General features: G+C 62.9%; 14 protein-coding genes and 1 pseudogene. 5 read left to right on the top strand and 10 right to left on the bottom strand.

Features of this window, described 5'->3' with window-relative positions:
* Positions 1-82 precede the first annotated feature (82 nt).
* Positions 83-247 (top strand): annotated as a pseudogene (locus tag VJ651_RS00625) (IS630 family transposase); the annotation flags it as partial.
* Here the strand turns inward: VJ651_RS00625 and VJ651_RS00620 are convergent.
* Entirely contained in the window at positions 244-1,947 is a 1,704-nt protein-coding gene (locus VJ651_RS00620; RefSeq protein WP_324105566.1) for a bifunctional protein-serine/threonine kinase/phosphatase, read from the bottom strand. The pseudogene VJ651_RS00625 and the gene VJ651_RS00620 overlap by 4 nt on opposite strands.
* A 90-nt stretch (positions 1,948-2,037) precedes the next feature.
* A complete protein-coding gene (locus tag VJ651_RS00615; RefSeq protein ID WP_324105565.1) occupies positions 2,038-3,255 on the bottom strand; it encodes a nitrate/nitrite transporter in 1,218 nt (405 codons plus the stop codon).
* A gap of 249 nt (positions 3,256-3,504) precedes the next feature.
* On the opposite strand from VJ651_RS00615, the gene nirB reads away from it, so the two are divergent.
* The 4 genes from nirB (at position 3,505) to VJ651_RS00595 (ending at position 10,172) form a co-directional block, all read left to right on the top strand.
* On the top strand, positions 3,505-5,943 hold the full coding sequence (gene nirB, locus VJ651_RS00610) for a nitrite reductase large subunit NirB (RefSeq protein ID WP_324105564.1): 2,439 nt from the start codon (positions 3,505-3,507) through the stop codon (positions 5,941-5,943).
* A gap of 39 nt (positions 5,944-5,982) precedes the next feature.
* Positions 5,983-6,336, top strand: a complete 354-nt coding sequence (nirD, locus tag VJ651_RS00605) for a nitrite reductase small subunit NirD (RefSeq protein ID WP_324105563.1) — start codon at positions 5,983-5,985, stop codon at positions 6,334-6,336.
* Complete coding sequence (locus VJ651_RS00600; protein ID WP_324105562.1) at positions 6,333-9,116, top strand: molybdopterin-dependent oxidoreductase; 2,784 nt, start codon at positions 6,333-6,335, stop codon at positions 9,114-9,116. The genes nirD and VJ651_RS00600 overlap by 4 nt, the downstream gene beginning before the upstream one ends.
* A 231-nt stretch (positions 9,117-9,347) precedes the next feature.
* Positions 9,348-10,172 carry a nickel transporter gene (locus tag VJ651_RS00595; RefSeq protein ID WP_324105561.1) on the top strand — a complete coding sequence of 275 codons (825 nt, stop codon included), beginning with the start codon at positions 9,348-9,350 and terminating at the stop codon, positions 10,170-10,172.
* Here the strand turns inward: VJ651_RS00595 and hypA are convergent.
* From hypA to VJ651_RS00555, 8 genes are read right to left on the bottom strand one after another with little or no spacing between them, the layout of a single operon-like run.
* The gene (gene hypA / locus VJ651_RS00590; RefSeq protein WP_324105560.1) at positions 10,150-10,491 is read right to left on the bottom strand and encodes a hydrogenase maturation nickel metallochaperone HypA; all 342 of its coding nucleotides are present in this window, start codon (positions 10,489-10,491) and stop codon (positions 10,150-10,152) included. The two genes, VJ651_RS00595 and hypA, sit on opposite strands and share 23 nt — an antisense overlap.
* Complete coding sequence (locus VJ651_RS00585; RefSeq protein ID WP_324105559.1) at positions 10,484-11,605, bottom strand: hypothetical protein; 1,122 nt, start codon at positions 11,603-11,605, stop codon at positions 10,484-10,486. Before VJ651_RS00585 ends, hypA begins: the two co-directional genes overlap by 8 nt.
* 32 nt (positions 11,606-11,637) lie before the next feature.
* Positions 11,638-11,862, bottom strand: coding sequence for a HypC/HybG/HupF family hydrogenase formation chaperone (locus VJ651_RS00580; protein WP_324105558.1), 225 nt, complete (start codon positions 11,860-11,862; stop codon positions 11,638-11,640).
* A 5-nt stretch (positions 11,863-11,867) separates the two neighbouring features.
* On the bottom strand, positions 11,868-12,359 hold the full coding sequence (locus VJ651_RS00575; RefSeq protein ID WP_324105557.1) for a HyaD/HybD family hydrogenase maturation endopeptidase: 492 nt from the start codon (positions 12,357-12,359) through the stop codon (positions 11,868-11,870).
* Positions 12,359-14,062 carry a nickel-dependent hydrogenase large subunit gene (locus tag VJ651_RS00570; RefSeq protein ID WP_324105556.1) on the bottom strand — a complete coding sequence of 568 codons (1,704 nt, stop codon included), beginning with the start codon at positions 14,060-14,062 and terminating at the stop codon, positions 12,359-12,361. Before VJ651_RS00570 ends, VJ651_RS00575 begins: the two co-directional genes overlap by 1 nt.
* 10 nt (positions 14,063-14,072) lie before the next feature.
* Positions 14,073-15,215 (bottom strand): Ni/Fe-hydrogenase cytochrome b subunit, encoded by a 1,143-nt coding sequence (gene hybB, locus VJ651_RS00565; RefSeq protein WP_324105555.1) that lies wholly within the window; start codon positions 15,213-15,215, stop codon positions 14,073-14,075.
* A complete protein-coding gene (hybA, locus tag VJ651_RS00560) occupies positions 15,208-16,212 on the bottom strand; it encodes a hydrogenase 2 operon protein HybA (RefSeq protein WP_324105554.1) in 1,005 nt (334 codons plus the stop codon). The genes hybB and hybA overlap by 8 nt, the downstream gene beginning before the upstream one ends.
* Positions 16,209-17,384, bottom strand: coding sequence for a hydrogenase small subunit (locus VJ651_RS00555; RefSeq protein WP_324105553.1), 1,176 nt, complete (start codon positions 17,382-17,384; stop codon positions 16,209-16,211). The genes hybA and VJ651_RS00555 overlap by 4 nt, the downstream gene beginning before the upstream one ends.
* Positions 17,385-17,538: the final 154 nt, after the last annotated feature.

Below are 17,538 nucleotides of genomic sequence, written 5' to 3'. Positions count from 1 at the left end.
AGGAAAGCGCGGGCCGCCCGTAACACTGCTTCGTTGTGCGGGGAACTGCGGCACAGTTTGGACCAAGCGAACCAAGACTAGCAGGCGGGGAACCCATTGTTCGACCTGTCAATTGGAGGACGCCATTCGGCATTACCTGAAACTCAATAACGCCGATCCCAAGCCGTTTGTCTGGACCAAATCCGCCGACGACATCTTGGCCAGCATCGAACGCTTTTGTCTGCGAATTTCTAACTCAGGACACTAGTGCGCGGCGATCAGATAAATCAACAAGAGATTGATCACGATCGAAATCACCGCCACCGCGCGCCATAGCGCGGCCGGGTCGCGCTTGGCGAGCGGCGCAGCGATGCGTGCCACGGACGGATTGCTGGCGCCGCGCCCGAGCGCAAGCAGCAATTCCTCGGCCGTTTCGAAGCGGTCGGCGGGATCGCGCGCCATCGCTTTCAGCAGGACGTTTTCCAGCCAGATCGGGACGTCCGGGCGATAACGCCCCGGGGGTGTCGGTTCGCCGAATCGCGGCCGCTGGAAGGGCTCGATCTCGCCATAGGGGTAATGGCGGGTCAGCATGCGATACAGCGTCACGCCGGTCGCGTAGATATCGGTCTGGGGCGAAGGCGGCGCGCCGTCGAACTGTTCGGGCGCGAGGAAGGACGGAGTGCCCGCCTGCGGGGCTTCGATGGGATGGTCTTCTTCGGCGCCAGAGAGTGCGGCGCCCAGATCGAGCAGCCGCAGCTCGCCGTCCGTGCCGAGATGCACATTGGCCGGCTTGATGTCGCGATGAATGATGTTGCGCCGGTGCAGGGCGCCGACCGCGCGCGCCAGTTTTTCGCCGATTGCCACGGCTTCCGGTGCGGTGAAGTGCGCGCCCTTGTCCAAGGCCTGCTGCAGCGTTTGGCCGTCGTGCCAGGTGGTCAGGTAATACAGGTAGTTCTTGTGTTCCGGTGTGATCACCTGCGGAAAAAAGCGTGCGACCACGCGCTTGGCCAGCCATTCCTCCTGCGCGAACGCGGATCGCTCGTGCGGGTCGTTGGCACGGTCGGCCTGCAAGGTCTTCAGCACCAGCTGGCGCTGCGATTTCGGGTCGAACACGCGGTACAGCACGGTCGCCTGCGAGGAGTGAACAAGCGCTTCCACCTCCAGGCCGTCGATGCTCTGCCCCGGCTTCAGCTTCGGCGGGACCGGCAGTTGCTGCGACGCCGACAAGGCATCGCGCAGGTTTGCTTCGGGCAAGGCGTCGATTCGCAGGACCAGGGCGCTGCAGTTGTCGACCGAGCCAGCGGCCAGGGCATTATCGACGAGCACGTCTGCCGTGTCGCCGGCATCGAGCTGTCCCAGTGCGAGCTGCGACAGATGATGCGTCATGTCGTATTCGGTCGTCCATGCCCATACACCGTCCGACGCCAGCAGGAACACGTCGCGTTCCTGCAGCTCGCCCATGCCGTGGTCGAGGGCGACATGGGAATCGAGGCCGATGGCGCGCGTCAGGACGTGACGCATTTCCGCGCGATCCCACACATGATCGGTGGTCAGGCGGGTCAGGGCACCGCCGCGCAGCAGGTACAGCCGCGTGTCGCCGATATGCGAAAAATAGTAGAAGCCGCCGCGCAGCACCACTGCCGTGAGCGTGGTTGCCATGCCGGACAATTCCGCGCGCGCTGACCCCTGCTTCTGCACCCAGCTGTTGATGGCCTTGATGACGCGATCGAGCGATTGCGTTACCGGCCAGGTATCGGGTGTCGCATAGTAGTCGGCGAGCAGGCCGCGCACCGTGTATTCCGAGGCTTCGCGTCCGCCGTCGTTGCCCGACACGCCATCGGCAATCGCCGCGATGAATCCCTTGGTCGACAGCTCCGGTTCATTGGGCGTGACCATGCCGACGAAATCCTCGTTGCGCTCGCGCGGGCCGGCGCGCGTCGCATGACCGATGCTGATGGACAGGGGCATGGCGGATGTCACCCGATATGTGGGATGGATATGACTACGGCGGCTGCAACGAATTTTCGTTGCAGCCGCCGTAGCTGATTTTAAACAGATTTAGATCCTGGCGGTCGTCATTGCGGCGCTGCCCCAGGTAGTACGCCAGCGTTCCTTGACCGCGCTCAAGCCGAGCAGGGCGGCGATGGCCAGGGAGGCAAAAACGGTGAGGCCGAACTGGTAGCTTCCGGTGATCTGCTTCGAATAGCCGAGACTAGATGCCAGATAAAATCCGCCGATGCCGCCTGCCATGCCGACCAGTCCGGTCATCACGCCGATCTCCTTGCGAAAGCGCTGCGGCACCAGCTGGAACACCGCGCCATTGCCGGTGCCCAGCGCCAGCATCGCCACCATGAACACCGGCAGGGCGAGGATGGGCGAACGTACGCCGAGGCTGGCGATGAACAGGAACAGCGCGGCGACGATATACATGAAGGACAGGGTCTTGATCCCGCCGATGCGGTCGGCGATGATGCCGCCCATCGGGCGCACCAGCGAGCCGGCAAACACGCAGGCGGCGGTGAAATAGCCGGCGGTCACCGGCGACAGGCCGTATTGCGTGTTGAAGTAGATCGTCAGCGAAGACGCCAGCCCGGAGAAGCCGCCGAAGGTGACGCTGTAGAAGAACATGAACCACCAGGCGTCCTTGTCCTTCAGCACATGCAGGTATTCGATCATCGCCTTCGGCGGCGGCGCGGCCGGGGAATCCTTGGCAAAGATCATGTACACCAGGAATGCGACGCCGAGCGGAATCAGGCACAGGCCGAACACGTTCTGCCAGCCGAATGCGATCGCCAGCGACGGCGCGAACAGCGCGGCGAAGGCCGTGCCCGAATTGCCTGCGCCGGCGATGCCGAGCGCCGTGCCCTGGTGTTCGGGCGGATACCAGCGCGACGCCAGCGGCAATGCGACTGCGAAGGCCGCGCCCGCCACGCCGAGCAGGATGCCGAGGGTGAGCATCGAGTCATAAGTCTTCAGGCTGCCGAGCCAGGCCCACATCAGGCCGGCGATCACGATCAGCTGGCCGATCGCACCGGCCTTCTTCGGCTTCAGGTGATCGACCAGCACGCCGATCACGATGCGCAGCAGCGCGCCTGCCAGCAGCGGTGTCGCGACCATCAATCCTTTCTGGGCCGGAGTCAATCCGAGGTCTTTCGATATCTGCACTGCGAGCGGGCCGAGCAACACCCACACCATGAAGCTCAGGTCGAAATAGAAGAAGGAAGCGAGCAGGGTCGGCGTGTGACCCGCCTTCCAGAACGAAGATTTTTTTTTCACGATGTTCCTTTGTGCCTTGGGTTGGAATTGCGTGTCCCGATGCAAGCGGTGTGCCATGGTTTTTATTAGCGTGCATGAAGCAATGCACCACTCGAACCGGCCTGCTGCACTGCGGCGGTGCAATTTCGTCTTCATCCCGGTGCGTTTTGGCGCTGCAGGGTTTGGCACCTCTCTTGCTTATATGGCGACAGGACTGTTTTCATGGCTTTGATGACGAAGCCGATTAGGGAAGTTAAGGAAGGAGCTTTAATGAAGAAGCTGAAGTTGGTCATGGTCGGCAATGGCATGGCGGGTGTGCGCACGCTCGAAGAGTTGCTCAAGATCGCACCCGACATCTATGACATCACGGTGTTCGGCGCCGAGCCGTACGCGAACTACAATCGCATCCTGCTGTCCCCGGTGCTGGCCGGCGAGCAGACCATCAAGGACATCATGCTCAACGATGTCGACTGGTATGCGCAGAACAACATCACCCTTCATCTCGGCAAGAAGATCGTGCGCATCGATCGCGTCAAGCGCCAGGTGATCGCGGAAGACGGCAACGTCGCGGAATATGACCGGCTGCTTCTGGCGACCGGCTCCACGCCCTTCATGCTGCCGGTGCCGGGCAAGGATCTGAAAGGTGTGATCTCCTATCGCGACATCCACGACACCAACGCCATGATCGAAGCCGCGAAGACGCGCAAGCACGCGATCGTGATCGGCGGCGGCCTGCTCGGCCTGGAAGCGGCCAATGGCCTGAAGCAGCGCGGCATGGACGTGAGCGTTGTGCATCTTCCCACCTGGCTGATGGAGCGGCAGCTCGATCCGACTGCGGGCAAGATGCTGCAGAAGTCACTGGAAGACCGCGGCCTGAAATTCCTGCTCGACAAGAACACCAGGGAAATCGTCGGCGATGAAAACGGACAGGTCAAGTCGATCCGTTTCACCGACGGCCTCGAAGTCCCGGCGGAGCTGGTCGTGATGGCGGTCGGCATTCGTCCCAATACCACGCTGGCCGAATCCGCCGGCCTGTACTGCAACCGAGGCATCGTCGTCAACGACACCATGCAAACCTACGATCCGCGCATCTACGCAGTCGGCGAATGCGTCAACCATCGCGGCACCGCATACGGCCTCGTCGCGCCGCTGTTTGAAATGGCCAAGGTGTGCGCCAACCATCTGGCGAACTTCGGCATCGGCCGCTATCAGGGTTCGGTCACCTCGACCAAGCTGAAGGTGACCGGCATCGACCTTTTCTCCGCCGGCGAATTCATGGGCGGCGAAGGCACGGAAGAAATCGTGCTGGCCGATCCGATCGGCGGCGTGTACAAGAAGCTGGTGATCAAGGAAGACAAGCTGGTGGGCGCCTGCCTGTACGGCGACACAGTCGACGGCAGCTGGTATTTCAAGCTGCTGCGCGAAGGCAAGAACATCAGCGACATTCGCGACACCCTGATGTTCGGCGAATCCAACACCGGACGTCCGGGCGATGGCGGGCACGCAGGGTTCACGGCGGCTGCATCCATGCCCGACGACGCGGAAGTCTGCGGATGCAACGGCGTGTGCAAGGGAAGCATCGTCAAGGCCATCAAGGAAAAGGGCTTGTTCACGCTGGAAGACGTGCGCAAGCACACCAAGGCATCCGCGTCCTGCGGCTCCTGCATCGGACTGGTCGAGCAGATCATCATGGCAACCGTCGGTGGCGATTATTCTTCCGCCAACAAGGTCAAGCCCTTGTGTGCCTGCACCGATCGCACGCATCAGGAAGTGCGCGATGCGATCAAGGTCAACAAGCTGCTGACCATCGCCGACACCATGCAGTTCATGGAATGGCGCACGCCGAACGGCTGTGCGACTTGCCGCCCGGCGCTCAACTACTACCTGATCTCCACCTGGCCGCATGAAGCGAAGGACGATCCGCAATCGCGCTTCATCAACGAACGCGCGCATGCCAACATCCAGAAGGACGGCACCTACTCGGTGATCCCGCGCATGTGGGGCGGCGAGACCAATGCATCCGAGCTGCGCCGCATTGCCGATGTGGTCGACAAGTACCACATCCCCACGGTGAAAGTGACCGGCGGCCAGCGCATCGACTTGCTGGGCGTGAAGAAGGAAGACTTGCCGGCGGTGTGGCAAGACCTCGGCATGCCGTCCGGCCACGCGTACGCGAAGGCGCTGCGCACGGTGAAGACCTGCGTCGGTTCCGAATGGTGCCGTTTCGGCACGCAGGATTCGACGCGCATGGGGCAGGAACTGGAGCGCGCACTGTGGCGCATGTACGCGCCGCACAAGGTCAAGATCGCGGTCTCCGGCTGCCCGCGCAACTGCGCCGAATCCGGCATCAAGGATGTCGGCGTGATCGGTGTCGACTCCGGCTGGGAAATCTATGTCGGCGGCAATGGCGGCATCAAGACCGAGGTGGCGCAGTTCTTCGTCAAGCTGAAAACCCACGAGGAAGTCCTGGAGTACTCCGGCGCATTCCTGCAACTGTATCGCGAAGAGGGCTGGTATCTCGAACGCACCGTGCATTACATCGCGCGGGTGGGACTCGATCATGTGAAGAAGAAGATTCTGGAGGATGCGGAAAATCGCAAGGCCTTGTACGAGCGCCTGCTGTTCTCGCTCGACGGTGAACCTGATCCGTGGCACGAGAAGCACAAGGCACAGGTCGACGAGAGGCAGTTCGAGCCGATCAACATGTAAGCATCCGTCCACACAGATCAACTTCATCAAGGGAACACCATGTCGAAACAATGGAAAGCCGTCTGCAATGTCAACGATGTGCCGGTGCTCGGTGCGCGCGTCGTCACGCGCAGTGCGAAACCGGACGTCGCGATCTTCCGCAGCAGCGAAGACAAGATCTTCGCGCTGCTCGACCGCTGCCCGCACAAGGGCGGCCCGCTGTCGCAAGGCATCGTCTTCGGCGAGCGCGTCGCCTGCCCGTTGCACAACTGGAACATCCAGCTGGAATCGGGTTGCGCGACCGCGCCGGACGAAGGATGCACGCAGAAATTCAGCGTCAAGGTCGAGGGCGGCAAGGTCTTTCTCGACCTCGACGAATTGAACACGCTGGCGATCGAGGCCAAGGCCGCATGACTGTATTGCGCGAATCGAAAGCGACTTGCTGCTATTGCGGGGTGGGCTGCGGCGTCATCGTCCAGAGCGACGGCGAGAAGGTGGTCGGCGTGCGGGGCGACCCGGACCATCCGGCCAACTTCGGGCGGCTGTGCACCAAGGGCGGCACGCTGCACCTGAGCGCCGACCCGCTGGTGCAGATGCAGGCGCGGGCGCTGCATCCGGAGATGCGCGTCACGCGGGAAGCGCCGCGTGAACGCGCCTCATGGAATGCCACGCTGGATTTCATTGCGAAGAAATTCGCCGCCACGATTCGCGAGCACGGGCCCGACAGTGTCGGCTTCTATATCTCCGGCCAATTGCTGACCGAAGACTATTACGTCTTCAACAAACTGTCGAAGGGGCTGATCGGCACCAACAATATCGACACCAATTCGCGCCTGTGCATGTCGAGCGCCGTCGCCGGCTACAAGCAGGCGCTCGGCGCCGATGCGCCGCCGGCGTGCTACGAGGATATCGATCATGCGGAGCTGATCTTCATCGTCGGCTCCAATACCGCTTACGCGCATCCGATTCTTTATCGCCGCATCGAAGACGCGCGCAGGAAGAATCCGCGCATGAAGATGATCGTCGCCGATCCGCGTCGCACCGACACCGCGCGCGATGCCGATCTGTTTCTTCCGATTCTGCCCGGCACCGACGTCGCGCTGTTCAACGGCATGCTGCATATCTGCTTGTGGGAAGACCTGATCGACAACGCGTACATCGAAGCGCGTACCGAAGGTTTCGCCGAACTGAAACGCACGGTCCGCGACTACACGCCGAAATTCGTGGCGGAGACCTGCGGCATCAGCGAGGAAGATCTGATCACGGCGGCGCGCTGGTTCGGCGCATCGAAGGCTGCGCTTTCGCTGTACTGCCAGGGGCTGAACCAGTCCTCGCACGGCACCGCGAAGAACGTGGCCCTGATCAACCTGCACCTGGCGACGCACCAGATCGGCAAGCCTGGTGCCGGCCCGTTTTCGCTGACGGGGCAGCCGAATGCGATGGGCGGGCGCGAAGTCGGCGGAATGGCCAACCTGCTTTCCGCGCATCGTGACCTGGGTAATCCCGAGCATCGCGCGCAAGTGGCCACATTGTGGGGCGTGGACGAGGTGCCCGCCACGCCGGGAAAGACCGCCGTTGAAATGTTTGAGGCGCTGCGTTCGCGCGAGATCAGGATCGTCTGGATCGCCTGCACCAACCCGGCCCAATCGCTGCCCGAGCAGAAGCTGGTGCGCGAGGCACTGAAGCATGCCGAACTGGTGATCGTGCAGGAGGCGTATAAGACGACCGCCACGGTGGATTACGCCGACGTGTTGCTGCCGGCGACCACCTGGAGCGAAAAGGAAGGCACGGTCACCAACTCGGAGCGCCGCATTACGCGTTTCAAGCCGGTGTTGCCCAAGCCGGCGCAGACGCGCCACGACTGGGAGATCGTCATCGATTTCGCGCATCGCCTCGAAAAACTGATGGGCAAGGACAAGACCCTCTTCCCCTATACCACAGTCGAAGAGATCTGGAACGAACATCGCGAATCGACGCGCGGGCGCGATCTCGACATCACCGGCCTGTCGTACCAGATTCTGGAAGAGCAGGGGCCGCAGCAATGGCCCTTTCCCGAAGGTGCATCGACAGGCAGGAAGCGTCTCTATGAAGACGGCATCTTTCCGAGGGCCAGCGGCCGCGCGAAGTTCGTCGACACCGTGTACCGGCCGGTGGCCGAGGCGGTCGATGCGCGTTTCCCGTTCCGCCTGAACACCGGCCGCCTGCGCGACCAGTGGCACGGCATGAGCCGCACCGGCACGGTGGCGCAACTCTTTGCGCACGCGCCCGAACCGGCGGTGCTGATGGCGCAGGCAGACATGGACAGGCGCATGATCGCCAGCGGCGACCTGGTGCATGTCACCAGCAAGCGCGGCTCGCAGATTCTGCCGGCTGCCGCCAGCGACGACATGCGGCCGGGGCAGGCGTTCATCGGCATGCACTGGGGCGAGGAATTCGTGTCCGGACGCGGCCGCGACGGCGACGGCACCTACGGCGTGAATGCCTTGACCTTGCCGGCGCTTTGCCCGAGTTCCAGGCAGCCGGAACTCAAGCATGCGGCGGTGAAGATCCTGAAAGCCGAACTGCCGTGGCGCTTCCTGGCATTCGGATGGATAGCGCCCTCGCAGGTCGCATCGCTGCAATCCGTGCTGCGGCCGGCCATGCGGCAGTTTGCCTATGCCTCCTGCACCCTGTTCGGACGCGACAAGGTGGGCGTGCTGTTTCGCGCCGCCGATGATTATCCGGCCGCGCCGCAACTGGTCAGGGACATTGAGGCGGGCTTCGGCATCGCGGGCGCCGATGTGCTGCGCTACGACGATGTCAAGCGCGGCAATGCGCGGCATATGCTCGTGCGCGATGGCAAGCTGGCGGCGGTGTCCTTGTCCGGCGATATCTCGGCCGAGCGCTGGCTGAAGGAATACCTGGAGAGCGAGCAGCCGGTCGCCGCGCTTGGACGCCTGCTGCTGATGCCGTCCACCAAGGCGCCGCAGGGCTTCAAGGCGCGCGGCAAGATCGTTTGCAATTGCTTCAACGTTGCCGAAAGCGAGATCGGGGATGCGCTGGCAAAGCAGGACTGGATCAATGCCGGCACGCCGAATGCGGTGCTGGCCAGCGTGCAGCAAAAGCTGAAGTGCGGGATGAATTGCGGGTCCTGCGTGCCGGAGCTGAAGAAGATCATTCTGGAGCGGACGCCTTCCGCCAAAGCGGCTGCCTGACAGGAGTGTGAAACAGGGCCGCTGGAAGCGAGGTTTGCAGCCTGGATGCCAGATGCAAGCCCGCTGTCCGTCTCACCCGGCCCGGCCCGGAGCATGTAACTCGTTCATGCCCCTATTTGCCGCGAATTACGTGCCTCACCGCCGTGCGCTGCAAGCTGAGCCGAGATGAAGTTTAGTGGCACGTTTCTTGTATGGGAACCAAAAAAATCTCACGCATACACGGAGACACGCATGCCGGAAGCTTCACTCGCGTTCAGCAGCCTGATGGCCTTCGCCTTGCTATTCGGGCTGAAACACGGCTTCGATGCGGATCATCTCGCCAGCATCGACGGCCTGGCGCGGCTGCAGTCGCGGCGCGGACACACGCGTCTGGCACGCAGCGCGGGATTGCTGTTCTCGCTCGGGCACGGAATGACGGTGCTGGGCGCGGCATGGATATGCGTGCGGGCCGGCGTCGGCCAGATGCCGCAGTGGCTGGAGCCGCTCGGTGCGTGGATCTCCATCGTCTTCCTCGGCTCGATCGGCATCGTCAACCTGTGCAATGTCATGCGCGCGGAACGCAGCATGCCGGTTGCGTCGCCGCTGGCACGCCTGATTGCGCGCTTGCCCTTGCCGCAAGGTTTCTTCGGCAGCATCCTGGTCGGCGCCTTGTTTGCCGTGTCCTTTGATGCAATGTCGCTGGCTGCATGGTTCGGCCTCGCCGGAAGCCGCCATGACGGAATGAGCGCGACGCTGGTGCTCGCGCTGTGCTTCGTGGGCGGCATGATTCTGACCGACACGCTCAACGGATGGGTGGTCGCGAGCCTGATCCGGCGCAGCGAACGCTTCGTGCAGAACGCCAGCCGCCTGTTCTCTCTGCTGGTCGCCGCCAGCGCGCTGCTGGTGGCCGGGCTCGGCGTGTCGAAACTGGCTTCCGATGTGTTTGAAGCCTGGGCCGATGGCAAGGAGCTGCTCTTCGGCGCCTTGGTGCTGGCGCTCATCCTTGCCGCTTATGCGCTGGCACGGCGCATCAGCCAGACGGCGGAGCAATCTCCTATTCGACTTCCAGTTCCCTGACCTTCAATTCCATGCCGCCGGTCGCCTGCACCTGGTAGCCGCCGCAATCGGGGCAGGGGTCGTAGCGCTGGCTGATCGGAACGGTCTTGTTGCACGACATGCACCATCCCTGTCCTTCGGTTTCGATGATCTCCAGCTGCGTGCCGTCGGCCAGCGTGTCCTTGATCACGGTATCGAAGCAAAAGCGCATTGCTTCCACTTCCACGCCGGCCAGTGCGCCGATTTCCAGCCACACCGTCTTCACGCGGGTGAAGCCATTGACGCGGGCGCTGTCTTCGATGACCTGAAGTACGCCTTCCGCGAGCGACATTTCATGCATGGTGAACCTCGACTTCATGGGATACGCAGGGGTCCAGCGACTGGACCAGTAATTCGACCTGGCGACGCAGCGCGCTCTCGCTGGGCGCGGCCATGCCGGTCAGGGTGCAGGTACAGACGCCTTGCGGATGGAAATTCCATTCGGTGGGGGCGACGATACGGTAGTCGTGAATGTGTCCTGCCGGGTCGAGCACGGCACGATGTAGCAAGAGACCGCGCGCATTCTGCACCCAGGCCAGGCCGATTCCTTCCGCCGGCGCTGCGCCCTGAACCCATGCGCTGCCTGAGTCGTCCGGCGCGTGCAGATGCGCGAACAGCGCATCGATCTCGCACAGTCGCGCCAGCAGACGGGCAAACAGGGATCGCCCCTCGTCTTGCAGCAGCGCTGCCAGCAGAGGGTGATGCTGCATACGCGCCAGGGAGCCGGTTTCCATTGCCCGGCCGCTCCAGTGCGGGCAGGTCGAATAATCCGCCTCCGTCATGACCGGCATCAGCTCCTCCAGCACGCCATTCCGTTCTGCATGCGGCATCAGCGGGACGTCATCGGCGGGGCGACCGGTTTCCAGTCGCCGGCATTGCAGCAAGATCGACGCCGTGGTGGTGTTGGCCTCTCGCAGGCATTGCAGCAACTCCCTCACGGTTCGGACATTGCCCAAGGTGACATGGCCGAGAAGCGTCCGGCGGACATCGGCTTCGAGCTGCGCCAGATCGGCTTGCGATGTCCGCTCGTCATCATCGGCATCACAGCACGCTGTCAGACGCTGCCGGAAACGTGCCAGCGACGGTGTATCGGTGGGCAAATCCATCAGGCGCGGCAGGTCGATCAGCAAGCGCCACAGCAATTCCTGCAGGGCTTCAGCAGCAACCGCGCGTTCGCGCCACGCCGGAACGCGCGACGTCGCATCGCGTGCAGCCTGCAATGCCGTCGCCGCGGCAGCGGATTGCGCCTTGCCGCACAGGCTGAAGAGCATGGGGATGATTTGCAATGCGTGCTCGGGGCGCTTGCCGTGCAGAAGTGTCTGGACGGGAACGAGCGGGCGCGGCTGCAGCGCGGCGGCTGTGACGTGCCTGCCGTCCCAGTCCAGCTTGATGCGGATTTTCCCTTCCAGGCTCACGGTGCAATAGGCAATTCAGTCAGAGGTCGCGATCAATTTTCCGCATGATCGACGATCCCGTCCAAAATAGCCAGTGTTTCCAGCGCGCGATCCGGCGCCACGCATTCGTAGGCAAAGCCCCCGGCCTGGATCAGCAGATAGTCGCCGAGCCGCACCGGATGCTGCATCAGGAGCAGGCTCACATGACGTTGCCGGCCGAAGGCTTCGACGGTTGCCATGTCGCCGTCGATGGCAACGATGCGCGAAGGGATGGCCATGCACATCAGGCGGCCTCTTGTGCGATCGACTCGACCGCGATGCCGAACAGGGCCAGCTCGGCGACCAGATGCGAGGTCAGCGCCGGCAACAGCGCTTCCACTTGCGGCGTGAGCGCCATGCCGGTGTCGAGCGACACCGGTTCGACGCCGAACACCGTCACGCCGCCGGGTTGTTCATCATTGAACGCCAGCGTCGCCAGCACATCGGACAGGCCGACCTGATGCGGCGACAGCTTGGTCTTGAAAAACACCGGTACATCGGCGCCGGCGATGCGCACCATGGTGCCCGGCGCTTTCCTGCTGCGCACCGCATCGACGATGATCAGGTGCGTGGCATTGGCGAGGTCTTCCAGCAATTCCATGCCGGCGGTTCCGCCGTCGATCACCTCAACACCGGGCGGCACGCGGTACTCGCGCTGGAAGCGTTCGACCGTGCGCACGCCGACACCTTCGTCGGAGAGAAGGATGTTGCCGACGCCGAGGATGACGATGCGCATTACAGTACCTGTACTTTCACCACTTCCTGTTGATCGGCATCGAGCACATGCACCGCGCAGGCGAGGCAGGGGTCGAAGGAATGCACCGTGCGCAGCACTTCCAGCGGACGCTCCGGATCGGCAACCGGCGTGTTCAACAGCGATGCCTCATATGGCCCGATGGCGTCGTGCTCGTTGCGCGGCGCCGCATTCCAGGTGGTCGGCACGACGCATTGATAATTGGTGATCTTGCCGTCATTCAGAACGACCCAGTGCGACAGCGCGCCGCGCGGCGCTTCGTGGAAGCCGACACCGGTGACTTCGCCTTTCGGGAAGGTCGGCTTGTTGAAGGTCTTCTGGTCGCCCTTGGCAATGTTCTCGACCAGCAGTTGCCACTGCTGCGCAAGGATATCGACCTGCACCGCGCACGACACCGCGCGCGCCGCGTGGCGGCCGATGGTGGAGTGCAGGGCGGCGACCGGCACCTTGGTCTTCGCCAGTGCGCTGACCGTGTCGAGCGTCTGGTTCACATACTTGATGGTCGGCTCGTGCTTGGCCGCGACCATGGTCAACACGCGCGACAAGGGGCCGACTTGCGCCGGCTTGCCATAGAAGGTCGGCGACTTGACCCAGGAGTATTTGCCGTCGTCCTGGAAGTCGGTGTATTGCGGCTCGGTCTCGCCCTTGAACGGATGCAGCGCGCCCTTGCCGCCCTTGTACCAGGCGTGCTTGACGCTCTCCTCGACGCCGTCGCGGAAATACTGGTCGCTGAAGCTCTTGATCTGCCTGAAGGAAGCGAGGTCGCCACCCTGGATGTAGCCGCCGGGCATGGCGAACTGCGTGCCCTTGGTGTCGAGCGGAATGTCCGGCACTGCGAGGTACTCCATGACGCCGGCGCCGATGCCGGTCCAGTCGGCATAGAAGGCGCCAATGGCGGCGACGTCGACCAGATACACGTTCTTCACGAAATCGGCCAGCTCGTCGATCCAGCCCTTGACCGCCATCAGGCGTTCCATGGTCAGCGAGGATTGCGAATCGAAATCGATCGGGTTGGACACACCGCCCACGGCGATGTTCTGGATGTGCGGTGTCTTCGCGCCGAGAATGGACACGATCTTGTTCGCCTTGCGCTGGATATCCAGCGCCTGCAGATAGTGCGTGGTCGCCAGCAGGTTCACTTCCGGCGTCAGCTTCATCGCCGGGTGGCCCCAGTAGCCGTTGGTGAAGATGCCGAGCTGCCCGGTGCCGACGAAGCCGGACAGGCGCTCCTTCACCTTCGTGAATTCATGCTTGCTGTTGCCGCTCCAGGTCGACAGGCTTTCCGCCAGTTGCGCGGTCTTCGCCGGATCGCCCTTGAGCGCCGAGGTCACATCCACCCAGTCCAGCGCGGACAGATGGTAGAAGTGCACGATATGGTCGTGGATCGCGTGCGCCGTGATGATCAGGTTGCGGATATATTGCGCGTTGAGCGGGATTTCCATCTTCAGCGCATTCTCGATCGCGCGCACCGAGGTGATCGCATGCACGGTGGTGCAGACGCCGCAAATGCGCTGCGTGATCGACCATGCGTCGCGCGGATCGCGTCCTACCAGGATCTGCTCGACGCCGCGCCACATCTGGCCGGACGCCCATGCCTTCTTGACCTTGCCGCCGTCAACCTCGCAGTCGATCCGGAGATGGCCCTCAATCCGGGTGATCGGATCGATCGTGATTCTCTTTGTCATGCTTGTCTCCTTATTCTTTAGGCAGGACCGGCAAATACCGAACCAGCACGATGTAGCCCAGGATTTCGATTGCGATGATGCCGATGCTCACCATGAGTTCCGGCACCGAGGGGAAGTAGCTCCAGCCCAGCCCGGTGCTGTAACCGACGATATAGGCGTTGATGCGCAGCAGGAAGGCGCCCGTCATCAGCAGCACGGCGGCGACGAACAGCTTGGCCGGCTGATGGCGGCGCTTCTCGTCGCGCAGCAGGAACACTGGCACGATGAAGGCGATCATCTCGATCCAGAACATCAAGGCCTTGAGTCCGGGTTCGAACATGAAGCCGAACGCGCCGCGCATCGCCAGATCGGCCAGGCGGATGATGATGTACGCCGCCACCGTCCATACCATCAGGCGCGACAGTTTGGTCAGCAGATCCATTTCCAGTGCGCGCCGGAATCCGGACGAGGACAGGCAGGATTCGAAGATCACCACTGCGAAGCCGGTCGTCACGGCGGTCATCAGGAACAGCAGCGAGATGACCGGGCTTTGCCACAGCGGATGCACGTGATAGCCGAACACCGTGAGCATGGCGCCGAGCGAGGACTGGTGCATGGTCGGCAACACCACGCCGAGCGCGATGAAGAAGAACAGCAGCTTGCTCAGCTTTTTCTTCGCTCCCTTGAGGCCAAATTTCTCCAGCAGCGCCGGCGCGAACTCGATCCACATCACGAGGATGTAGGCCGACACGCACAAGGCCACTTCCAGCATCACCGAATTGAGCTGCGCGTAGCCCGGCCAGAACACATGCCAGAAATTCCAGTAGCGGCCAAGGTCGATGGCCGCCGAGAGGCCGGCCAGCGTGTAGCCGAACAGGCTGCCCAGCAGCGCCGGCCGTACCATCGGGTGGTACTCGCCCTTGTTGAAGATATAGACCAGGATCGCCATGACGTAGCCGCCGCAGGCGAAGGCGGAGCCGATCATGACGTCGTACACGACCCAGATGCCCCAGGTCTGTCCGTCGCTGATATTGCTGACCGCGCCCATGCCGTGCAGGAAGCGAACGCCGAGGATGACGACCGCGATCGCCGCCAGGATGGCGAGCGTGACGGTGGTCGGCGTCACCATCGGTCCGCCGAGCGGAGCGGGGGCGGCGTGATGTGCATCAGACATCGGAACCTCCTTGTGTCTTGTCCGTCGGCTTGACGTCGTGGCTGTCGTCGTCCTTTACGTTGCGCTTCGCAATGAAGCCGAGCACACCGAGGAAGGCGAGCGGCAGCACCATGCCGCTGTACAGGCCGTGCTGTATGGTTTCCGAATTGGCCGCGAAGGAACGTTCGGGAAGCGTGGGCATGCCGAGCTTCTCGAAGGGCACGGCGGACAGGCGGATCACCTGCGTGCCGCCGACTTCCTTGTCGCCGTAGACATGCTGCACATAGTTCGGGATCTTCGCCACATGCGGCGACTGGTCGCGCGTGTTGAGGTTGCCTCGGGGGAAAGCGGTTTCGACGCCCGGCTTGAGTTCCATCCGGCGTTTGGCCTCCGCCTTGAGATCCTGCACCTTGCCGAACAGCGCCGCACCGGTCGGGCACACTTCCGCGCAGGCGGCATACTTGCCTTCCGCCATGCGGTGCTTGCACAACTGGCACTTGGAGATTTTCGGGATCGCCTTGTCGTACTCAAAGCGCGGCACGCCGAACGGGCAGGCGGCAACGCAGTAGCGGCAGCCGATGCAGGCATCCTTGTTGTAACTGACGATGCCCGTCACCGGATCTTTCGTCATCGCCTTCACCGGACAGGCCGACACGCAGGACGGATCCGCGCAGTGCAGGCAGGACGCCTTGTTGAAGGCGAAACCGTCGGTCACGCTGTCCTTCTTCTCGCCGGTGCCGTTCTTGTACAGCTTGATCACGTTGAGCGTGTTGCCGGACAGGTCGAGCGGCGTATCCCAGAGCTGGTCTTCAGTGGAAAATTCCGGAGGCATGCCGTTGGCTTCCTTGCATGCCGCGACGCAGGCCTTACAACCGATGCACAGCGTGCTGTCGAACAACAGGCCGACCGCTTCCGGCGGCATCGGCTTGTTGTCGCGGGCCTCCACCGAAGTGGCCGTGGCGAGCAATGCTCCGCCACCCAGCGCGCCCTTCAGGAAATCGCGCCGGTCGATGGTCATGATTCCGTCCTCTCGGTGTCAGCGGACGGCTTGCCGGCGGACTTGCTCGGACATTCCGTCTGGCACTTGCCGAGATTCTTCGCCATCACGACGGTGCCGCCGACGACCGCGCCGGCAACACCCGCAACGACCGCGACAGCGCCCATGGTCGCGCCATGGCCCTTTTCTTCCTCGACGCGCGGATAACTGACCGGCGGCACATTGGTCTTGAGCTCGGCCAGCGCATGGATCGGTTTCGCGAAGCCCACGCCTTGCTCGGTGCAGCCGATGCAGGGATGGCCGGTGCCGACCGGCCAGCTCGCATTGCCCACGTCGCCGAACAGGATGGACGGACAGTTCGCATACGTTTCCGGTCCCTTGCAACCGAGCTTGTACAGGCACCATCCCTTGCGATGGCCCTCGTCGCCGAATTCCATCGCGAAGCGACCGGCGTCGAAGTGCGCGCGCCGTTCGCAGTTGTCGTGCACCAGGCGCGAGTAGGCGAACTTCGGACGGCTCTTGGCATCGAGTTCCGGCAATTTGCCGAAGGTCAGGAAGTGCACCACCGTCGACAGGAAGTTATACGGGTTCGGCGGGCAGCCCGGAATGTTCGCCACCGGCTTGCCGAGCACTTGCGCCGCGCTCGACGCACCTGTTGGATTGGGCCCGGTGGAGGGCATGCCGCCCCAGGCAGCGCAACTGCCGATGGCGATCACCGCCGCCGCATCGGCCGCGCATTCCTTCAGCATGTCGATCGCGGTCTGGCCGCCGATCTTGCAATAGACGCCGTTGTCCTTGGTCGGGATCGCGCCTTCCACCACGAGAAGATATTTGCCCTTGTTGGCCTTCATCGCCGCGCGCCGTGCTGCTTCCGCTTGATGGCCCGCCGCCGCGAACAGTGTCTCGTGATAATCGAGCGAAATGACGTCGAGGATCAGCTTCTCGAGCGTGGGATGTTCCGCGCGCAACATTGACTCGGTGCAGCCGGTGCATTCCTGGAAGTGCAGCCAGATTACTGAAGGCCGCTTCTTGTTGGCCACTGCCTGTACGATGGCCGCATCCGCGCCTGTGGGCAGGCCCATGGTCGATGCCATCGCCGTGCATAACTGCAGAAAACTGCGGCGCGAAATGCCGAGCCGTTTCTCGACCGCCGCAACGTGATCTTCCTTGCGGCCGTGCTTGTTCTTGTTCATCCCGCTCCCCTCTCCGTTGATGTTCGAAACGCATCGACTGGAATATGTAAGACAAATGACGACAGGTGCGATGCGCAACAATGCATCCCTGCCGAGTCGTCTGCTGTCGCCGTCACGGGCTGTCACGAATATTGCAAGTACGGAACACCTGACG

The organism is Noviherbaspirillum sp. (assembly GCF_035254865.1).
In the GTDB taxonomy this organism is placed as follows: domain Bacteria; phylum Pseudomonadota; class Gammaproteobacteria; order Burkholderiales; family Burkholderiaceae_D; genus Noviherbaspirillum.
The sequence above is the reverse complement of the archived record's forward strand: the minus strand, read 5'-3'. Positions and strand labels throughout refer to the sequence as shown.